A 17,256-nucleotide genomic window follows, 5' to 3' on the forward strand; every position below is an offset into this window, starting at 1 on the left:
TTCGCGTCACATGACGAGCAGCGCAAGGCCGCACAGGACGAGCGCTGCGCTCCACACCAGATCGACGTTGATCCAGCCCGTGCGCAGGAAACCCAGTCCGCCCGCGCGTCCGTAGACCATCATCGAGATCGCCGCGATCACGGCGAGCATGGCGAGCGTATGGATCGTCAGCGCGATCGCGCCGAGCGGAAGCGCGCCGGCGGCGATTCGGCCGCCGGCGCCGCTCCCGGTGCACAGCGGCAGGAGCGCCGGGATCAGCATGAATCCGGCGCCATGCGCGCTCGACATCACGAACGACCACAGCGCGAGCCCCGCGAGACCGGTGCGCATGCCGACCGCCGGCCTGCCGCGATGCCCGCGCATCGCGCACCACACGCCCCAGCCGATCAGGAGCGCGCCGCACCCGCGGTTCAGGTAGGTGTGATTGACGAGCGAGCCGAGCGTGAGCACGCCGGCGAGCACCAGCGCGACCGACGCCGCATGCCCGATCGCGATCGGCACGAGCGAGAGCAGCACCACGCGACGGCTGTGCGCGTAGAGCCCGAGCGCGACGGCGAAGAGCCAGCCCATCGCCGGATTGACGCCGTGGAAGGCGCCGAGGCCGGCGGCGCTGGCCCAGAGCGTGGCCGATGCGGTATCCATGAACGCAGTGCCGCGCCGGTTACGGGTAGCAATACGAATCGGACGAGCAATCGCCGCCTTGCAGCCGGATCTGGTGCGGCCGGTGTCCCTTCGGCCAGTCGATGAAGAAGTTCTTGTCGGCCGCGATCCCGCCCGAGGGGTCGGCATCGAGCTTGACCATCCAGCCGTCGATGCCCTCGGGGTAGAACTGCGTATCCACCGCGCCGTACAGCGAATTCGTGAAATAGACGCGCCGTCCGTCGCGGCTTACTTCGACCATCTGCGGGCCGCCGTTCAGCTTGCCGTTCTTCGCACCCGGGTGCGTCTCGCGCGACACGATTCCGCCGATGCGCACCTTGCCCGTGAGCTTCGGCGCGAACGGGTCCGATACGTCGTACTGAAGCAGGTCGCCCGTGCCCCAGCACGACACATAGAGGAAGCGGTCGTCCATCGAGAGATCGATGTCGGAGACGAGCGGCGGCACCGCGCCGAAGCCCTTGAGGAGCGGCGGAAGCAGATCGGCGTGGGCGGGTTCGGCGGGAATGTCGATCACTTTTTTCACGGCCCACTTGTCCTTGTCGCGATACCAGGTCCAGATCGACGACGACAGGTCCTTCAGGCTGATCACGCAGTTCACGAAGCCGTAGGGCTTGGTGGGATCGTGCGCGGGGCGCAGTTCGAAGACGAGCTGGTACTCGTCGCCGAAGTCGATTTCCTGCAGGTGCTTGCGCCGCGTCAGGTCCCAGAAGTGCAGCTTCCGGCCGTATTTCGCGCCGAGCAGGATTTCGGGCACGAGGCCGTCCTCGAAGGTGTCGGGCGTGCCCCATTCGCTCGTGACGAGCGTGTCGTAGGCGAGATGCCACCAGCCGTCGTAGGCGAGCTGCTGCGGGCCGCGATCGACCTCCCAGCGTCCGAGCGGATCGAAGCTCTGCTGGTCGAGCATCAGCACGCCGCCGGGCGCCTTGCCTTCGGCGTTGCCGAGCGCCGTCACGTAGATCCCGCCCGGGCCGCAGTGCACCGTGTGCGGCCGCGTGTAGCCCGTCTTCTCCGCGAGTTCGGCGGGCTCGATCACCTTGACGATCTTGGGCTGCTTCGGATCGGGCTGCGTATCGAGGATATGGATGCGCGACGAACGCAGGCCCGGCACGATCAGATAGCGCCGCTCGACGTGCGGATGCGGCGCATTCGGGCACAGGCACGACGAGCACGCGTTCCAGCCGAAGTGATGCAGTTCGTCGCCGATATTGGGCATCGGCACCTGGCCGACGATCTGCGTGTAGTTTGCCGACTGCGGGTCGACGTCCACGACGGCGAGGGCGTCGGGCTGCTGCCGCTGTGGATCGAACGTGGCGACGTAGGCGAGTGTCTCGGGCGGCGCTTTCGCGGCCAGCCGCGGTGACGGGTAGAAGCTGGGGTCCGGTCTCCATGTCGCCATGATTCGTCTCCGCTTGCGTGGTGCTTGCACTATAGGACACACGGCCCGGATGCGCGGGTCCATGGCCCGGACAATTCAGGAATCAGGCGGTGCGGCGAGGCGGGTTAGTACGGTGCTGAATAGCGGGCGGGAGGGGCGGGCGCCGCTCTCGCGGCGGAACTGCAATAAATGCGCCGGTGCGGCTGGAGTTAATTTCACGCTCACCTAAAATGTAAGCATGGTCCTGACCTCGGAGGAGGCTGCCATGACCGAGTCGATGATCAGCCTGGTAGTTGGTATCGTCGTGGTGCTCTGTATTGCGGCCGTGCTCATCACCCGCCGCAGGAGCGAGTTGAAGGCGCAAGGCAAAACCGAAGCCGCACCGAAGGCGCGCTGGCTGGACACGCATCCGCTTCGCGACTGGTGGATGCGTCACAGGCACTGAGCGCCGTTGAGCGCTGCCCGCTCGACCCGCCGCCGCGCCACGCCGGCGGCGTTGTTTTTTCCGGGGCGCGCCGGGCGCAGCGTCCGCTTGCGCTAGCGCCTGAGCCCCTTCATGACCTCCGCTTCCATCGCGGCGTGCAGTTCCTCGCTGGCTTCGATCGGGTCCATCGTCTCGTCGATGAAAGCCGACGCACGTTCGGCCGCCGCGCGGGTTTCGTCGTCGGAGTCTTCGTCGACGAGATCGTCTTCCGGCGGGGGTTCGAGCATGTCCTTGAGCATCGCCTGCAGTTCCGGGGTATCCCACGGTTCGCCGTGCTGCTTCTTCTTCTTGATGTAGTGCCGCACTTCGGCGTCCTGCTCGGCGGTCAGGGGAAGCCCGCGAAAGGTGCGATTGGCGTCGATGTCGGGCATGGCGTTTCTCCTGGTGTTTCGCCCTCAAGTTTAGCGCTGTTGCCTCGCGCGCGGACAGATGCGCACCGCGCGAGAGGCCGCGCGGCCCCGCAGGCCCCCTTGCGCATTACCCGCGGTCATAAGCCGGGCATCCTTCATGACGAACGGGTCTTAACGGAGAGCGGCGGCAGCCTGCGCGCGACCGGCGTTGCCTTGACGATCGCCGTGCTCGTTTCGGCGCGCTCGGTGATCTTCGAGAGGATCGCGTCGAGATGCTCGATCGACTGAAGGAAGAGGCGGCAGATGAAGCAGTCGTCGCCCGTCACCTTGTCGCATTCGACGAATTCCGGAATGCGCCGGATCTCCTCTTCGACGAGATGCAGTTGCCCCGGCATCGGCTTCACGCGCACGATCGCCTGCAGCGTGTAGCCGAGCGCGCGCGGATCGATGCGCACGGCGAAGCCCTGAATCACGCCCTGCGACTCCAGCCGCCGGATGCGCTCCGCCGTGCTCGGCGCGGACAGGCCGACGCGCCGCGCGAGTTCGCTCACCGCGATGCGGCCGTCGTCGGCGAGAACGGCGATCAGTTCGCGGTCGATGTCGTCGATCGTGGCGACGCCGGGCGGGAGGGAAAGGCTTTTTGGCATGATGAGCTTGAAAACGGAAGGTAAAAGCGCGCGCTTGCCTAAGTTTAGGCATGGTTTCGGGCCGCCGGTGCCGATAAACTGAATCGCATCGAACCACGCGTCAAGACCGCCATGACCACAGATGAAACGCGCCGCGGCGCAATCGAAATGAGCCTCGCGATGCTGATGTCCGGCACGATCGGCTGGCTCGTCGTGTCCTCCGGGCAGACGCCGTTCAACGTGGTGTTCTTTCGCTGCGTGTTCGGCGGCGCCACGCTGCTCGTGGTGTGCGCCGCGCTCGGCATGCTGCGCCGGCAGCTCTTTTCGTGGCGCATGCTGCTCCTGGTCGCGGCGGGGAGCGTCGCGATCGTCGGCAACTGGGTGCTGCTCTTCGCCGCCTATTCGCGCGCCTCGATCTCGATGGCGACCACCGTCTACAACACGCAGCCGTTCATGCTCGTCGCGCTCGGCGTGCTCGTGCTGCGCGAGCGCGTGACGATGTCGGCGATCGCGTGGCTCGGGGTCGCTTTCATCGGGCTCGTCATGGTGGTGCGCGTGGAGCCCGCGGTGCTCGCCGTGCCGGGGCAATATCTCGAAGGCATCGCGTTCGCGCTCGGCGCCGCGCTCCTCTACGCCATTTCGTCGATCATCACCAAGCGCCTGAAGGGCACGCCGCCGCACCTGATCGCGATGCTTCACGTGGGCCTCGGCATCGTCATGCTCGCGCCGTTCGTGCGCTTCGACCAGTTGCCCGCCAGCGCATCGGGCTGGATCGATCTCGTCGTGCTCGGCGTGGTGAACACGGGGCTCATGTACGTGCTGCTCTACGGCGCGATCCAGAAGCTGCCCACCGCGATGACGGGCGCGCTGTCGTTCATCTATCCGGTGGTGGCGATCGCGGTCGACTGGATCGCCTTCGGCCAGCGGCTCGCGTGGCCGCAGGTGGCGGGCGCCGCGCTGATCCTGCTCGCGGCGGCGGGCGTGAATCTCGGCTGGCGCATCGTGCCGGCGCGGCGGGCGCCGGCAGGCTGAAGCGGTCGCACGGGTTTCGGGATGCGCCGCGCTCGGATAGAATGGCGCGCTTTGTCGCAGGCGCTCCCCATGTGGTTCAAGAATCTTCAGCTTCATCGTCTTCCGGCTCACTGGGCCGTCACGCCCGATCAGATGGAACAGTGGCTCGCGCCGCACGCGTTCGCGCCGGGCAGCACCGCCGAGATGCAGGCGCAGGGCTGGGCGTCGCCGCGCGATGATGGCGCGCTCGTCTATTCCACGCATCGCCAGATGCTGCTCGTGTTTCGCGCGGAGAAGAAGCTTTTGCCCGCGTCGGTGGTCAATCAGGTCACGAAGGCGCGCGCCCTCGAACTCGAGGAGCAGCAGGGCTTCAAGCCGGGGCGCAAGCAGTTGCGCGAACTGAAGGAGCAGGTCACCGACGAACTGCTGCCGCGCGCATTCAGCATCCGCCGCGATACGCGCGTGTGGATCGATCCGGTGAACGGCTGGCTCGTGATCGATGCCGCGTCGCAGACGCTCGCCGACGACGTCCTCGGCCTCCTCGTCAAGTCCGTCGGCGCGCTGCCGGTTTCGGGCGTGCGCGTTGCGCGCGCCCCCGTCTCGGCGATGACGGACTGGCTCCTGTCGGGCGACGCCCCCGCGGGCTTCACGCTGGACCAGGACACCGAGCTGCGGTCGAGCGGCGAGGGCAACGCCACGGTGCGCTATGTCGGACACGCACTGGACGCCGAGGACATGCGCCGCCACATCGAGGCGGGCAAGCAGTGCATGCGTCTTGCGATGACGTGGAACGACCGCGTGTCGTTCGTGCTGACGCCTTCGCTTGCCATCAAGCGCGTGGCGGCGCTCGACGTGCTCAAGGAAGCCGCCGACCCCACCGCGCAGAACGACGACGAGCGCTTCGAATCGGATGTCGTGCTGATGGCGGGGGAACTGGCGCGGATGCTCGCCGATCTCGTCGAGGCGCTCGGCGGAGAGCTGAACGAGATGAACGAGGCGGGCGGAGCACACGATGCGAGCCGGGCATTGCAGCAGGCGGCGGCCTGATGCCGCCGGCCGCCCTCACTCCGAGGCCGGGCGCACGGCGAACGCGAAGCCGTTCTTGCCGTTGCGCTTGACCTGGTACATGGTTTCGTCGGCGGCGGCGACGAGCCGCCAGTAATCCGCGACGCGGTCCGGAAAGCTCGCGATCCCGATGCTCGCCCGCACGACGCCAAGCCCCATCTGCTCGTCGGTCTGCGACACGCACGCGATGAGCCGCTGCGCGATCGTGCTCAGCTCGGCGTCGCTTGCGAACGTGCGCACGAGCACGGCGAACTCGTCGCCGCCGATGCGCGCGACGACGTCGCCCGTGCGCACCGATTCACGAAAGCGCTTCGATACCGCAATCAGGAATTCGTCGCCGATGCGGTGGCCGAACGTGTCGTTCACGCGCTTGAAGCCGTCGAGGTCCATGTACAGCACGGCGATCTTGCCGGGGCTCGGCACGCCGTGCGAGCGCGCCGCCGTCTCTCCGAGCGCGGCGAAGAGCTTGCGCCGGTTCGGCAGGCCGGTCATCGCGTCGTGCAGCGCGGCGTATTCGAATTCGTGCGACATGCCGGCGAGCTGGCGGTTGCGCTTCGCGTACATGCCGAGCGCGGTGACGAGCACGCCGAACACGATCGCCGACAGCACGATCAGCGTGTCCGCCACGCGCGAGATGCGCGCGCGCATCGCGGCGCTCACGCGCTCGCGTTCGGCGCGCCAGTAGGCCGACGCCGTATCGAGCGCCGTACTCGCGGCATCGAAGCCCGCCGCGGGCGACAGCACGGCCCTCGGCAGCGGCGGGGCGCGTGACGGGCTCGCGTTCACGAGCGCATCGAGCGTGGCGAGCCGCGCGGCAAGCTCGACGCGCGCGCGCCGGTAGCCATCGGGATAGGAGCCGGCGTCGCCCGAGGGCGGCTGCCACGCGATCGCCGCGCTGCGGGCGCTCTCGGCGCGGTCCACGGCTTCTAGCACGAGGCTGATGTATTCCTGTTCCAGCTGGGCCGAAAAGATCGCCTTCACCTGAAACGCGAGAAAGAGCAGGCCGATCAGCAGGCAAACGAGCGACGCGCCGGCCATCGGCGCAGGCCCGGGCTTGCGCAGCTGCGCCGCGATCCAGCGCGGCGCGCGGCTGCGCTCACGGACGGGAATATTCGTCTCGCTGGCTCGAGTTGCCATTCTGTCGATAGCTCACGCGGTGAAAGAACGAACCCATGCGGGCGAAGAGGCTCTCGTCCGGTTTGGCGTGCGTCGCCGGATGACGCCGGTTCTGCGAGACGGCCGGGTTTTGCCGGCTCGCCCGGGTCGATGCCTGCTGCGGGTTCGGGCTCGCGCTCGCCATGCGGGCGGAACGTCGCGCCGCTTGCGTGGTCCGGGCGGGCGGGGCGGTCGGGGCAGGACGGGCCGTTGCGACCGCGACGGCCGCGGCGGAGGGCGCCACGGGCGTCGCAGGCGCAGCCGACGGAGCCGACGGAGCCGCTTCGGCGGCGGCGAGAATCGCGGCGGTCGCCGTCGATACGGGCGCGAGCGGATCCGGTATCTGCGCGGCGGTTTGCGCGGCGGTCTGTGCGGGAAGTGCCGCGAGGCCCGGTGCAGGAGCGGGTTCGGCCGCGGCATAAGGCGCCGCGCCCGTTGCGCCCAGCGCGGACGGCGCCTCGCCGGGCATATAGGCCTGCGTCGGCTCGACGATGCCAGTCGAAAGCGTCTGGGCTGCGAGCGTCGCCTGCGTGATGCCGAGTTCCTGCCGCGCAATGGCCATCGCTTCCACGTACGCGCGCTGATCCTGGTTGAACCAGACCTTGTAGCCGACCGTACCCGCCACCCCTATGCCGAGCGCGCTCGCCGAAGCGATCCACAGGGCCAGCCGGCCGAAGCGCCGGGGCGCGTGGGGGGGAAGATCGTCGTGGACGAGGTCGATGTCGGCATCCGGGCTCGCGGCACCCGATGTCGGCAGCTCGGCATGTCTGAACATGGCAGCGCTCTCCGAATCGTTTCGTCAGACCTGGCGGCATAACGGCGGGTAACTGAAGACTTTACCCGCCACCCCGTGCGAGCGTCAGCCGAGACATCGTGAAAAGCCGCCAGTGCCCGCTGCGCGACCCGTCCGGCTGAAGAGAAACCGGCGGTTCGTCTGACAAAACCTGCCGGTGCACCCCGCGTGTTTCAACCGTGACGAGGGTGCCGCGACAATGTAACTCGCGGCGTCATCGCAGACAATCTGCATTAACGCGCGTATTGGAACAGCCGGAACAGCCATTTTCGTCGACCTGCCGCATGCACAGAGACGCCCCGGGCGGATGACCGTCGAAGAAACGGTTTCGGCCCGCGAATTGACCGGGTGTTGCGTTGCAGCATACGGATAGGTATGATTAGGGTAATCCCTTATTAGCTAGCCGGAGTTTCCCATGATCATGTCCCATCTCATCGCCCGCGTTGCCGACTTCGTGCGTCTCCAATATGCAGACTTCAAGTACGGGCTCGCCTTTCACGACAAGATGTGCGAGCGCATCCTGCAAGGCCGCCGCGCGCGATAAGGCGCACACGGGCGGCGCCCGCTCGCCGTCCGCCGCCCTGACGGCGCACCCGGCCGGCATCAGGCTTTCGCGGCCTGCCGGCCCGCCACGACGAGCGCGATGCCGCCGAGCACCGCCGCCGATCCCACCACGAGCCGCGCGCTGAGCGGCTCGCCGAGCAGTCCGATCCCGCCAAGTGCCGCGATCACCGGCACGCTCAGTTGCACCGAGGCCGCCGTTGCCGCCCTCAGGTGCTTCACCACCGCGTACCAGATCACGTAGCCCACGCCCGACGTCACCGCGCCCGAGACCACGGCACAGGCGAAACCCGTGCCATCGAACGAAAACTGCGCGAGCGTAAGCGTGCTCAGCCCCGCCGCGAACGGCACCGCGCGCAAGAAATTTCCCGCATTGGTCACGACCGGCTCGCCCGCGCCGCGTCCGCGCAACGAATAGATGCCCCAGGCGACGCCCGCGCCCAGCATGAGCACCGACGACAGCAGCGGCGGCGCCGACACCCCCGGCAGCACCAGCCACGTCATCCCCGCGAGCGCCAGCACGAGCCCCGCCCATTGCCCGATGCGCAATGGCTCGCCGCTCGCGAGGCCGTAGCCGATCATCGTCGCCTGCACGGCGCCGAAGAGCAGCAGCGCGCCGGTGCCCGCCGCGAGGCGCACGTAGGCGAAGGAAAACCCGGCCGCGTACACGAAAAGCGTCAGCGCCGACGTCCAGTTGCCGGCGACGCCGCTCCCGCCGCCGCGCACGCGCAGGATGAGCCAGAGCGCGAGCGCCGCGGCCGCGATGCGCACGAGCGTGAAGGTCGATGCGTCGAGCGCGGTGCCTTTTAGCGCGAGCCGGCAGAGCAGGGAATTGCCCGCGAAGGCGAGCATGGCGAGCACCGTCAGGAGGGCGATTCGCGTGCGCGGCATGGGGCGTGGGGTAACGGGCGGAATGGAGTGAATCGGCGGGGACGGCGTGCCACGCTCCTACTGTAGTCCACCTGCGGCGAAACCTACCCGGTCCTGAACGGCTCGGGCGGCTCGGACGCCGCCTTGCCCGCGGCGGCGCCGAAACGCTCGAATTCGGAGATGACCTGCGCGCCGAAGAGCAACAGCGTCGCGAGCGCCTCGAGGCTGAAGAGCACGACGATCGCCGTCGTGAGCGAGCCGTACACGACGCTCACCTGCGAGAGTGTCGCGAAATACCAGACGAGCACATGCCGGGTGATTTCCCACAGCAGCGCGGCCGTGACGCCGCCGATCAGCGCGTGTCGCAGCGACGGGCGCCCCACCGGCATCACCAGATAGATCGACGTCAGCACGAAGATTTCGCCCGCGAGCCCGAGCAGGTAGAGCAGCACGCCCGAAAATCGCTTGAGCGACACGTAGGCGCCGAACAGGTCGATGCTGCTCGCGCCCATCGCCTGCAGGCCGTTCGAGACGAACGTGACGATCAGGAGGCCGACGCCCAGGCACAGGATGTAGCAGTAGGGCAGCACGGCGGAGAGCAGGAAATGGCGCCGCCGGATCGCGACGCGGTGCACGAAGATCACCGACATCGCATTCTCCAGCACGGTGAACGCGAGCGAGCTGAAGAAGATCATCGTGACGAGCAGCAGCCAGCCGATCACGGCGCGATGCGTGAGGAAGTTCGCGAGCTCGCGCACGATCGCGCGGGCCTGCCCCGGCACGAGCCATTCGAGCAGGCGGGCGAGGGTGTCGAGGAGGGTCTGCTGCCCGACCAGGTTCGAGAGCGCGATCACGATGAGAATCAGGAGCGGCACGATCGACAAGAGCGCGTAGTAGGCGACCGCGCCCGCGAGCAGCATGCCCTGATTGGCGCGAAACGCCTTCAGCGTCTGCAGGATGAAGGCGCCGGGATGTTTCGCGATGTTCTCGACATTCGGGCCGAACAGGTTGCGCATGAGTTCTCCGCCGCGCCGCGAAGCCGGTCCGCTCGCGGGCCGCGTGGTGACGGCGGCTGTGCGAAGGGAGCGATGCCGTGCGGCCATGCCGGCTCGCGTGGCGGCGAGCGCCGCGCACGCTGTCGATGTAGCAATTTTTGCGCCGCTGGCGTCGTTGTCGGCGCGGCCGCGGGAGTCAGGGGTTCAGGGCATCGATCGCGTGGCCGGCTCGCGGCGGACGCTGGCGCGCCGCTCCAGGCCACGAATGGCGGCGCAGATGGCAAAACCGGCACGGCCCGCCCTGATCGGCCCGACGCCGCGCGCGGCCGCCGGGATCGCGCGCCTCGGCAACGCGGCGCAGCGTTCGTGCACGGCATGCATGTTCATCGCGGCCCTGCATCCGTCAGGCGCAGCTCCGGCGTCCAGCCGAGCACGCGGCGCGCCTTCTCGTTGCTGACGTCGTCTTTGTCTTCGACGACGTTGAAGATTCCGCCCGACGCCCGCCGCGTCGCGAGCAGCGCCGCCCAGGCCGCCGCTTCGACGTGCACCGGACTTGGGCCGGACGGCGCCTGCGCGCCGGTGCCGGGGCCATACAGCAGTCCGTAGCGCAGCACCGTCGCGGCGAGGGGGAACGAATCGAGCGCCCATTTTTCGAGCGCCGCGATACCGCGCACGCTGATGCGGCGATTGCCCTCGGCGTCGAGATCGAGCGGCTGATCCTCCGTGAAGGGCTTCGTGCCGGGCGCGTACGCCCACGCGATGCTCTGCGCCACGAACCGCGCGCAGCCCGCCGCGCGCGCGGCCGCAGCCAGATTGCGCGTGCCTTCGTCGCGAATGCGCGCGTTGCGCAGCGCCGCATCACCCATGCGGGCGGGGTCCAGGCCGGGCGGCAGATCGGTGAGCTGATGGATCACGACGGCGGGCCCGATGCGCACGAGCGCCGCCGAGAGCGCCGCGGCGTCGAATACGTCGACGACCACGGCAGTCGCGCCCGCCGCTTCCAATGCCGCGGCGCGCTCGGCCCGGCGCGTGCCGCCGTAGACGGTGTAGCCCGCGCGGGCCAGCAGGGGAACGAGGGCGGTGCCGATGGCGCCTGTCGCTCCGGCCAGAAATATTCTTTCACTCATGATCGGGTCCGTCGAATTGTCGTGGGGTCAGGTTAAGCGCCGCCATGGCCGGAAAACAGAGCCAAAAATCGAGGAAACGACCGGGACATGGAACCATGGGCGTCGTTCGCCGCGTCGTGCCCCGGATTCCTTCAGTCCGGCGGGACGACGCGCACGCCGCTGCATCGGCAGGTCTACGAGCGCTTGCGGGCGGCGATTCACGATGACGATTCACGACGGCGTGGTGACGCCCGGCGAGCGCGTGACGCCGGTGCGTACGCTCGCGAGCGTACCGGGCGCGTCGCGCGGCACATTCGGGACAGCGTGCAGCCGGCTCGCGGTGCATGGGTACTTCGTCGTGGGCGTTCAGGCGGGCACGGTCGTTCCGTTTGCTTGCCGCCCGGACCGCATGGGCCATCAGGCCGGATGGCTCACCGCCAGACCGGGCGTGGCCCCGAGCAAAAAGCGGAGCGGACACGGACCGGACACTAAAGCTGAAACCACAGCGCGTCGTCCGCCCGCGTTCCGGACGTCAGTTTCTGCGTGTCTCGCTGCGGCCGGCGTCGCTGCGCGCGGCCTCTTCGAGCGCCATGTTCAGGAAATCGTCCACTTCGCTCGCGGGCAGGTCCGACGCCTCGATGCCGCGCAGGCGGCAAAGCAGCGTAAGCGCCTCGCCGGCGGCCGCGAAGGCGTTGTGCATGTCGCGTTGGGTGAGGCGTTTTTTTCTCATGTCAGGCATATCGGCGCTCCTCCGGCGAACTTTAGGGGGACACGGTGATCATGGCCGCACCGCGAGCATGCGGAACGCGAGACGCAGCAGCAGCGGCGCCGCAAGGCGCGTTCCAGGGCAACCCGCTGTCACGCGCCGCGTCCGATTGCGGATTAAGCGCCCGCACACACGGCGCGCGGCATCGAGTAATCTCTGCGCAGGGAAAGCCGTACTTGCCGTAGAAGGATGCAACGCAATAAGGCAACGCAATAAGGCAACGCAAAAAAACGCAACGCAGCCGTTGTTGAAGTTTCACCGCTGTTGAAATCTGGTCTTTCTTCAGCCGGATCGACGCTCGCGCGGCTTTCGCCGCGAGACGCAGCGCCGGGGCCGGTGACTTCGCACGGAGGATTCCATGGCCCGCACGCCTGCCGCCGATCCGTCCGCGCTCGACGAGAGCGAAACACCCATCGCCAACCCCGACGAGCGCCTCTACAACCACGATCTCGCGCCGGTGCCCCGCAGCCGGCGTACCTGGACCGGCTACAGTGTCTTCGCGATGTGGATGTCGGACGTGCACAGCGTGGGCGGCTACACGTTCGCCGCGAGCCTCTTTCTGCTCGGCATCTCCGGCTGGCAGGTGCTGCTCGCGCTCGCGCTCGGCATTCTCGTCGTGTACGTGCTGATGAACTGGGTCGGCAAGCCGAGCCTCGTGCACGGCATCCCGTTCCCGGTCATGGCGCGCGTGAGCATGGGCGTGATGGGCGCGAATCTCGCGGCGCTCATTCGCGGCGTGGTGGGGATCGTCTGGTACGGCGTGCAGACGTACTTCGCCTCGAAGGCGGTCGCGACGCTGCTGCTGCTTTTCGTGCCTTCCGCAATCGCGCTGCGCGAGTCGAGCTTCCTGCGCCTCGACATGCTCGGCTGGGTCAGCTTCCTCTTCATGTGGCTGCTGCAACTCATCATCTTCCAGCGCGGCATGGAGATCATCCGCCGGTTCATCGACTTCTGCGGCCCGGCCGTCTATGTCGTGATGTTCGTGCTGATGGGCTGGGTCCTCTACCACGCCGGCCTCGACAGCCTGAACCTCACGCTCGGCGGCGAGGTGCTCTCCGGCACCGACCAGCTGCTCGGCATGGGCAACGCGACGCTGCTCGTCGTGAGCTATTTCGCGGCGCTGCTGCTCAACTTCGGCGACTTCTCGCGCTTCGCGAAGAGCGAGCGGCAGATGAAGATCGGCAACTTCCTTGGCCTGCCGGTCAACTTCATCGTGTTCGCGATCATCACCGTGATCGTGACCTCCGGCAGCACGAAGGTGTTCGGCACGATGATCATGGACCCCGTCGAGATCGTCTCGCGCATCGATAACAAGCTCGCCGTGGCGATCGGCAGCGTGACGTTCGTCATCGCGACGATGGGCATCAACATCGTCGCCAACTTCGTGTCGCCGGCCTACGACATCGCGAACCTGTTCCCGAAGCATGTCGATTTCAAGCGCGGCGGACTGATCGCGTCGATTCTCGCCGTTCTCGTATGTCCGTGGATCTTCGTCGACAGCCCGAAGGCGATCACCATTTTCGTGAGCGTGTTCGGCGCCGTGCTCGCGCCGATGTACGGCGTGATGATGGCCGACTACTACATCGTCAAGAAACAGGTCGTGAAGGCGGCCGAGCTCTACACGATGTCGCCCGGCGGGCGCTTCTACTACGACGGCGGCTGGAACCGCGTCGGCCTGGTCGCGCTTCTCGTGTCGGGCTTCATCTCGGTCGGCTGGGAAATCAGCACGCAACTGCTCAGGGTATTGCCGGCCAACAACTTCGGCTGGCTGATCGGGGCGGTCTCGGGCGCCGTCATCTATGTCGTCCTGATGCGCGGCGCCAGGCGCATGTAGGCGGCTCTGGATGGGAACGGTGCCCGCACACGCTGTCGACCACGGTTTGAAAAACAAGCAACGGAGCATCCGATGAAAACGATGAAGCTGATCTTCGCGTGCCTGTGCATTGCGCTGATGTGCGGCGCATGGCCCGCGCAGGCCGATGACATCGCCTTCGCGAAGAGCGGGATCTGCGGGCTCGACGCGCCGCGGCCCGAGCGCGACGCCGCGCTGCGGCAGCAGGTGGTGCCGGGCAGGAACGGCCCGATCGCGTATTACCGCTTCGGGCGCGGCACGCCCGTCGTATTGATCACGGGCTATCGCGCGAGCATCGCCGAGTGGGACGCCTTCTTTCTCGGCGAACTGGCGCAGCACCACGAGGTGATCGTGTTCGACAACCGGGGCGTGGGCGGCTCGTCGCCGCTGCCGGGGCGCTATGGCGTCGAGTACGGCATGCGCGACATGGCCGACGATGCCGCCGACGTGATCTCGCACCTCGGGCTGCGCCGGGTCACGGTGGTCGGCTGGTCGATGGGCGGCATGATCGCGCAGCAGCTCGCGCTCGGGCCCGCGTCGGCGCGCCTCGAGCGGCTGGTGCTCATTAGCACCGCGGCGCCGGGCGCGCAAGGGGTGCCGCTGCGGCGCGAAGTGGGCGAGGTGCTGTCGAGCCACGGGCCCGACGCCTTCGCGCGGATCATGGGCGTGCTGTTTCCGCCCGACGCGGTCGAGGACGCGAAGCGCTGCTTCGGCGGCGACATGTTCCGGCCGTCCGGCTACCGGGCGACGCCGGTGAGCGACGATGTCTCCGCGCAGCAGAATCGCGCGATCCAGCGCTGGTTCACGAACGACGACGCGGCCCGCGCGCTCGGGAAGCTCGCCGTGCCGACGCTCGTCGTCACGGGCGCGCAGGACGATGTGCTCTCCGTCGAGAATTCCCGGACCCTCGCGCGCATCATCGCGCCTGCGCGCCTTGCGATCGTCGCTGATGCGGGCCACGCGCTGATGTTCCAGTATCCGCTCGAGCTCGGCAAAATGGTCAGCGAGTTCGCCCCGCGCTGAGCGTCGCCGCGCCGCTCGGGCGGCGCGCTGTCTGCCGCCGCTCCTTCGAGCCAGTCTGCCGCGGCCCGGCACGCCTGGGCGCCGCCGGCATTCCCTGGAATTGCGCATGGCGCGGACAGGCCGGGCCGCCTGCCCGGCGGCGCGGCGCGAAGGCGCGCCTTCTCCTGCCCTCCGGTTCGCGCGTGGCGCCCCCCGGCGCACCCGGCGTGCCCGGCGCAAGCGATCGCTCCTGTTGGACCAAAGTCCAATATCCCCGTTCTTTCGGTTGTCATACGCTTGACTCAGCGTCGAACGGGGTTTCGTACTGCCGTGCCTGTACGGGGAATTTCGCCATGAGCAAAGTCAAGCCGTTCGTCGCAGTGGTAGACGATGACGAATCGGTGAGTCGTGCCATCAAGCGGCTGCTGCGTTCCGCCGGCCTCGCATCGGACACCTTCAAGACGGGTGACGAGTTTCTCGACATGTTCGATTCGATTCCGTCCTACCGTCCCGCCTGCATCGTGCTCGACATCCAGATGCCCGGGCTGAACGGCCTCGAGGTCCAGCGCAGGCTGGCCGACAGCGGCATTCCGGTGATCTTCATCACGGCGCACGACGAGATCAGCGTGCGCCAGCAGGCGCTCGCGGCCGGAGCGGCCGCCTATCTGCGCAAACCTTTCAACGACGAGATCCTCATCAAAGCCGTGCGGGCAGCAATCAGCACCGGTCCCACGCCATGACGAAATCGGGCCTGCCTCGCGTGCCGGCGAATCGGCTATTGGACCAAAGTCCAATTGTTCTAAAGACATGTGGATATCACTATTGAACCTGAACCCGAGCGCCATCCTGCGCGGGAGCGCTTTTCACCGTGGCGTCCTTTTCCTCAACGGAGGCGCATCATGATCAAGTACTTTCGCCTTATTCTCGCGATCCCGCTGCTGCTGCTCGCCGTGTCGTGCTCGACCCAGCAGACGTCCACGCTCGGCGGCGATCCGCAACTGGAAGCCAAAGCCCGCGACGCCCTGAGCAAGCTCAATGCCCACACGCCAAAGACGGTCGAGCTCCAGTCGAAGGCGAAGGCCGTGCTGGTATTTCCGGATCTCGTCAAGGCGGGCTTCATCGTGGGTGCGCAGGGCGGCGACGGCGTGATGTTCGACAAGGCCGGCAAGGTGATCGGGTACTACAACGCGTCGGCGCTGTCGTACGGCCTGCAGGCCGGCGCGCAGTCGTTCTCCCAGGCGATGTTCCTCATGAACGACAACGCGACGGCCTATCTCAACAGCAGCGACGGATGGTCGGTCGGCATGGGCCCGAGCGTGGTCGTGGTGGACGACGGCATGGGCAAGTCGATGACGACGACCACGCTGCAATCGGATGTGTATGCGTTCATCTTCGGGCAGGAAGGGCTGATGGCCGGCCTCGGGGTGCAGGGGCAGAAGATCACGAAGCTCAATCGCTAGGGAAGCAGCAGGCGCCCGCTCCCCGGGGCGGCGCCGCATCCGCGTGATCACGCATGCGGCACCACGCCGGGCGGCGTGACGTGAAGCCGTGCAACAGCGCGCGCCGGTCCGGCTCGCGGCATGCGGGCGGGACGGCGGTCCGCGCGAATCTTGGGAGTAACGAGCCATGCGACGAATGCAGCAGGTCCCGATCGGCCTCGTGGTGTGGGCCGTGGCGTTCGCGGCCGCAGCGCAGCAGCCCATCATCTATCCGTCCAAGGGCCAGAGCCCGCAGAAACAGAACAGCGACACGGTGGAGTGCCAGCAGTGGGCGAAGCAGACGACGGGCGTCGACCCGGTCGTGCTCGCCCAGCAATCCGGCCAGGCGGCCCCGCCTCAGCAGCAGGGCGGGCGCGTGCGCGGCGCAGCGGGCGGGGCAGCAGGCGGTGCGGTGATCGGCGCGGTGGCGGGCGACGCGGGCAAGGGCGCCGCGATCGGCGCGGTCACGGGGACGGTGGTCGGCGGCTCGCGCCAGCGCCGCTCCAACCGCGCCGCGGAAGAGCAGCAGCAGGCGGGCCAGCAGCAGGCCTCGCAGGCCATGGCGACGTTCAACCGTGCTGTCGGCGCCTGCATGTCGGGCCGCGGATACACGGTCCAGTGACACGGAGGCGCGCGAGCGGAGATCGAGCCATGGTGACCAGAATGAGGCAAATCGCGCTCGCGGCTGCGCTGCTTCCGGCCTGCACGTGGGCGTTCAGCGCGGATTTCGACGGCAGCCGCGCGCTCGTGTGCGCGACGGTCGACGCGCACGCCTGCGACGCGGGCGAGGTGTGCCTGCGCGATCTGCCGGACGGGTTCGGCATGCCGACCTTCATGCATATCGACTTCGCGAAGAAAACGATCGCGGGGCCGAAGCGGACCACGCCCATCCGCTTCATCGACAAGGGCAAGGACCAGGTGCTGTTGCAGGGCACCGAGCTCGGCTACGCATGGACGATCGCGCTCAGCCAGGCCGACGGCTCGATGGCGCTCACGCTCGTGAACCGCGAGGACGTGTTCGTCGTGTTCGGCTACTGCATACCGCCGTAACCCGCTCGCACGTTTGCGTTGTGCACGATTCGTGTTCCAGCAGTCCGAGTTGCCCGT

At 67.8% G+C, this 17,256-nt stretch carries 21 protein-coding genes; 10 read left to right on the forward strand and 11 right to left on the reverse strand.

The window, feature by feature from the left end; translation table 11 throughout:
• Positions 1-6: 6 nt before the first annotated feature.
• Positions 7-642: a hypothetical protein gene (locus BG61_RS06565; protein ID WP_035930156.1), complete on the reverse strand. Its 636-nt coding sequence runs from the start codon at positions 640-642 to the stop codon at positions 7-9.
• A 19-nt stretch (positions 643-661) separates the two neighbouring features.
• Positions 662-2,056, reverse strand: a complete 1,395-nt coding sequence (locus BG61_RS06570; RefSeq protein WP_035930153.1) for a selenium-binding family protein — start codon at positions 2,054-2,056, stop codon at positions 662-664.
• 244 nt (positions 2,057-2,300) lie between these two features.
• Between BG61_RS06570 and BG61_RS06575 the strand changes: the two genes are divergently transcribed.
• Positions 2,301-2,480, forward strand: coding sequence for a hypothetical protein (locus tag BG61_RS06575; protein WP_035930903.1), 180 nt, complete (start codon positions 2,301-2,303; stop codon positions 2,478-2,480).
• 92 nt (positions 2,481-2,572) lie between these two features.
• On the opposite strand, the gene BG61_RS06580 is transcribed toward BG61_RS06575, so the two are convergent.
• Together BG61_RS06580 and BG61_RS06585 are read right to left on the reverse strand one after the other, a co-directional pair.
• On the reverse strand, positions 2,573-2,890 hold the full coding sequence (locus BG61_RS06580; RefSeq protein WP_035930881.1) for a hypothetical protein: 318 nt from the start codon (positions 2,888-2,890) through the stop codon (positions 2,573-2,575).
• Positions 2,891-3,024: 134 nt separating this feature from the next.
• Entirely contained in the window at positions 3,025-3,516 is a 492-nt protein-coding gene (locus BG61_RS06585; protein WP_035930880.1) for an Lrp/AsnC family transcriptional regulator, read from the reverse strand.
• Positions 3,517-3,627: 111 nt separating this feature from the next.
• Between BG61_RS06585 and BG61_RS06590 the strand changes: the two genes are divergently transcribed.
• Both BG61_RS06590 and BG61_RS06595 read left to right on the forward strand, forming a co-directional pair.
• On the forward strand, positions 3,628-4,527 hold the full coding sequence (locus BG61_RS06590; RefSeq protein WP_035930879.1) for a DMT family transporter: 900 nt from the start codon (positions 3,628-3,630) through the stop codon (positions 4,525-4,527).
• Between the two features lie 69 nt (positions 4,528-4,596).
• A complete protein-coding gene (locus BG61_RS06595) occupies positions 4,597-5,553 on the forward strand; it encodes a recombination-associated protein RdgC (RefSeq protein WP_051672328.1) in 957 nt (318 codons plus the stop codon).
• A gap of 15 nt (positions 5,554-5,568) precedes the next feature.
• Here the strand turns inward: BG61_RS06595 and BG61_RS06600 are convergent, their stop codons facing one another.
• Both BG61_RS06600 and BG61_RS06605 read right to left on the reverse strand, forming a co-directional pair.
• A complete protein-coding gene (locus BG61_RS06600; protein ID WP_081867995.1) occupies positions 5,569-6,708 on the reverse strand; it encodes a GGDEF domain-containing protein in 1,140 nt (379 codons plus the stop codon).
• Positions 6,668-7,501 (reverse strand): hypothetical protein, encoded by an 834-nt coding sequence (locus BG61_RS06605; RefSeq protein ID WP_035930878.1) that lies wholly within the window; start codon positions 7,499-7,501, stop codon positions 6,668-6,670. Before BG61_RS06605 ends, BG61_RS06600 begins: the two co-directional genes overlap by 41 nt.
• A 433-nt stretch (positions 7,502-7,934) precedes the next feature.
• Here BG61_RS06605 and BG61_RS44625 point away from each other — a divergent pair, with 433 nt between their 5' ends.
• Complete coding sequence (locus BG61_RS44625; RefSeq protein WP_267908539.1) at positions 7,935-8,063, forward strand: hypothetical protein; 129 nt, start codon at positions 7,935-7,937, stop codon at positions 8,061-8,063.
• Between the two features lie 59 nt (positions 8,064-8,122).
• On the opposite strand, the gene BG61_RS06610 is transcribed toward BG61_RS44625, so the two are convergent.
• From BG61_RS06610 to BG61_RS41780, 5 genes are all read right to left on the reverse strand, one after another.
• A complete protein-coding gene (locus BG61_RS06610) occupies positions 8,123-8,971 on the reverse strand; it encodes a DMT family transporter (protein WP_035930877.1) in 849 nt (282 codons plus the stop codon).
• Between the two features lie 83 nt (positions 8,972-9,054).
• The gene (locus BG61_RS06615) at positions 9,055-9,966 is read right to left on the reverse strand and encodes a YihY/virulence factor BrkB family protein (protein WP_035930876.1); all 912 of its coding nucleotides are present in this window, start codon (positions 9,964-9,966) and stop codon (positions 9,055-9,057) included.
• A 183-nt stretch (positions 9,967-10,149) separates the two neighbouring features.
• Entirely contained in the window at positions 10,150-10,332 is a 183-nt protein-coding gene (locus tag BG61_RS06620) for a hypothetical protein (protein WP_035930875.1), read from the reverse strand.
• The gene (locus tag BG61_RS06625; RefSeq protein WP_035930873.1) at positions 10,329-11,072 is read right to left on the reverse strand and encodes an NAD-dependent epimerase/dehydratase family protein; all 744 of its coding nucleotides are present in this window, start codon (positions 11,070-11,072) and stop codon (positions 10,329-10,331) included. The genes BG61_RS06620 and BG61_RS06625 overlap by 4 nt, the downstream gene beginning before the upstream one ends.
• Positions 11,073-11,583: 511 nt before the next feature.
• Positions 11,584-11,781 carry a hypothetical protein gene (locus BG61_RS41780; RefSeq protein WP_035930872.1) on the reverse strand — a complete coding sequence of 66 codons (198 nt, stop codon included), beginning with the start codon at positions 11,779-11,781 and terminating at the stop codon, positions 11,584-11,586.
• Positions 11,782-12,175: 394 nt separating this feature from the next.
• Here BG61_RS41780 and BG61_RS06630 point away from each other — a divergent pair, with 394 nt between their 5' ends.
• From BG61_RS06630 to BG61_RS06655, 6 genes are all read left to right on the forward strand, one after another.
• A complete protein-coding gene (locus tag BG61_RS06630) occupies positions 12,176-13,651 on the forward strand; it encodes an NCS1 family nucleobase:cation symporter-1 (RefSeq protein ID WP_035930871.1) in 1,476 nt (491 codons plus the stop codon).
• Between the two features lie 72 nt (positions 13,652-13,723).
• On the forward strand, positions 13,724-14,692 hold the full coding sequence (locus BG61_RS06635) for an alpha/beta fold hydrolase (protein WP_232256128.1): 969 nt from the start codon (positions 13,724-13,726) through the stop codon (positions 14,690-14,692).
• A 332-nt stretch (positions 14,693-15,024) separates the two neighbouring features.
• The gene (locus BG61_RS06640) at positions 15,025-15,411 is read left to right on the forward strand and encodes a response regulator transcription factor (protein WP_035930869.1); all 387 of its coding nucleotides are present in this window, start codon (positions 15,025-15,027) and stop codon (positions 15,409-15,411) included.
• A gap of 159 nt (positions 15,412-15,570) precedes the next feature.
• On the forward strand, positions 15,571-16,131 hold the full coding sequence (locus BG61_RS06645; RefSeq protein ID WP_035930868.1) for a lipid-binding SYLF domain-containing protein: 561 nt from the start codon (positions 15,571-15,573) through the stop codon (positions 16,129-16,131).
• Positions 16,132-16,297: 166 nt separating this feature from the next.
• On the forward strand, positions 16,298-16,771 hold the full coding sequence (locus BG61_RS06650; RefSeq protein WP_051672329.1) for a YMGG-like glycine zipper-containing protein: 474 nt from the start codon (positions 16,298-16,300) through the stop codon (positions 16,769-16,771).
• A 29-nt stretch (positions 16,772-16,800) separates the two neighbouring features.
• Positions 16,801-17,199 carry a hypothetical protein gene (locus BG61_RS06655; protein WP_051672330.1) on the forward strand — a complete coding sequence of 133 codons (399 nt, stop codon included), beginning with the start codon at positions 16,801-16,803 and terminating at the stop codon, positions 17,197-17,199.
• Positions 17,200-17,256: the final 57 nt, after the last annotated feature.

The organism is Caballeronia glathei (genome assembly GCF_000698595.1).
Classification (GTDB): Bacteria; Pseudomonadota; Gammaproteobacteria; order Burkholderiales; family Burkholderiaceae; genus Caballeronia; species Caballeronia glathei.

Coding starts and splice junctions, on each gene's coding strand:
- BG61_RS06565 (WP_035930156.1), bottom strand. CDS start 642: ATGGATACCGCATCGGCCACGCTCTGGGCCAGCGCCGCCGGCCTCGGC.
- BG61_RS06570 (WP_035930153.1), bottom strand. CDS start 2,056: ATGGCGACATGGAGACCGGACCCCAGCTTCTACCCGTCACCGCGGCTG.
- BG61_RS06575 (WP_035930903.1), top strand. CDS start 2,301: ATGACCGAGTCGATGATCAGCCTGGTAGTTGGTATCGTCGTGGTGCTC.
- BG61_RS06580 (WP_035930881.1), bottom strand. CDS start 2,890: ATGCCCGACATCGACGCCAATCGCACCTTTCGCGGGCTTCCCCTGACC.
- BG61_RS06585 (WP_035930880.1), bottom strand. CDS start 3,516: ATGCCAAAAAGCCTTTCCCTCCCGCCCGGCGTCGCCACGATCGACGAC.
- BG61_RS06590 (WP_035930879.1), top strand. CDS start 3,628: ATGACCACAGATGAAACGCGCCGCGGCGCAATCGAAATGAGCCTCGCG.
- BG61_RS06595 (WP_051672328.1), top strand. CDS start 4,597: ATGTGGTTCAAGAATCTTCAGCTTCATCGTCTTCCGGCTCACTGGGCC.
- BG61_RS06600 (WP_081867995.1), bottom strand. CDS start 6,708: ATGGCAACTCGAGCCAGCGAGACGAATATTCCCGTCCGTGAGCGCAGC.
- BG61_RS06605 (WP_035930878.1), bottom strand. CDS start 7,501: ATGTTCAGACATGCCGAGCTGCCGACATCGGGTGCCGCGAGCCCGGAT.
- BG61_RS44625 (WP_267908539.1), top strand. CDS start 7,935: ATGATCATGTCCCATCTCATCGCCCGCGTTGCCGACTTCGTGCGTCTC.
- BG61_RS06610 (WP_035930877.1), bottom strand. CDS start 8,971: ATGCCGCGCACGCGAATCGCCCTCCTGACGGTGCTCGCCATGCTCGCC.
- BG61_RS06615 (WP_035930876.1), bottom strand. CDS start 9,966: ATGCGCAACCTGTTCGGCCCGAATGTCGAGAACATCGCGAAACATCCC.
- BG61_RS06620 (WP_035930875.1), bottom strand. CDS start 10,332: ATGAACATGCATGCCGTGCACGAACGCTGCGCCGCGTTGCCGAGGCGC.
- BG61_RS06625 (WP_035930873.1), bottom strand. CDS start 11,072: ATGAGTGAAAGAATATTTCTGGCCGGAGCGACAGGCGCCATCGGCACC.
- BG61_RS41780 (WP_035930872.1), bottom strand. CDS start 11,781: ATGAGAAAAAAACGCCTCACCCAACGCGACATGCACAACGCCTTCGCG.
- BG61_RS06630 (WP_035930871.1), top strand. CDS start 12,176: ATGGCCCGCACGCCTGCCGCCGATCCGTCCGCGCTCGACGAGAGCGAA.
- BG61_RS06635 (WP_232256128.1), top strand. CDS start 13,724: ATGAAAACGATGAAGCTGATCTTCGCGTGCCTGTGCATTGCGCTGATG.
- BG61_RS06640 (WP_035930869.1), top strand. CDS start 15,025: ATGAGCAAAGTCAAGCCGTTCGTCGCAGTGGTAGACGATGACGAATCG.
- BG61_RS06645 (WP_035930868.1), top strand. CDS start 15,571: ATGATCAAGTACTTTCGCCTTATTCTCGCGATCCCGCTGCTGCTGCTC.
- BG61_RS06650 (WP_051672329.1), top strand. CDS start 16,298: ATGCGACGAATGCAGCAGGTCCCGATCGGCCTCGTGGTGTGGGCCGTG.
- BG61_RS06655 (WP_051672330.1), top strand. CDS start 16,801: ATGGTGACCAGAATGAGGCAAATCGCGCTCGCGGCTGCGCTGCTTCCG.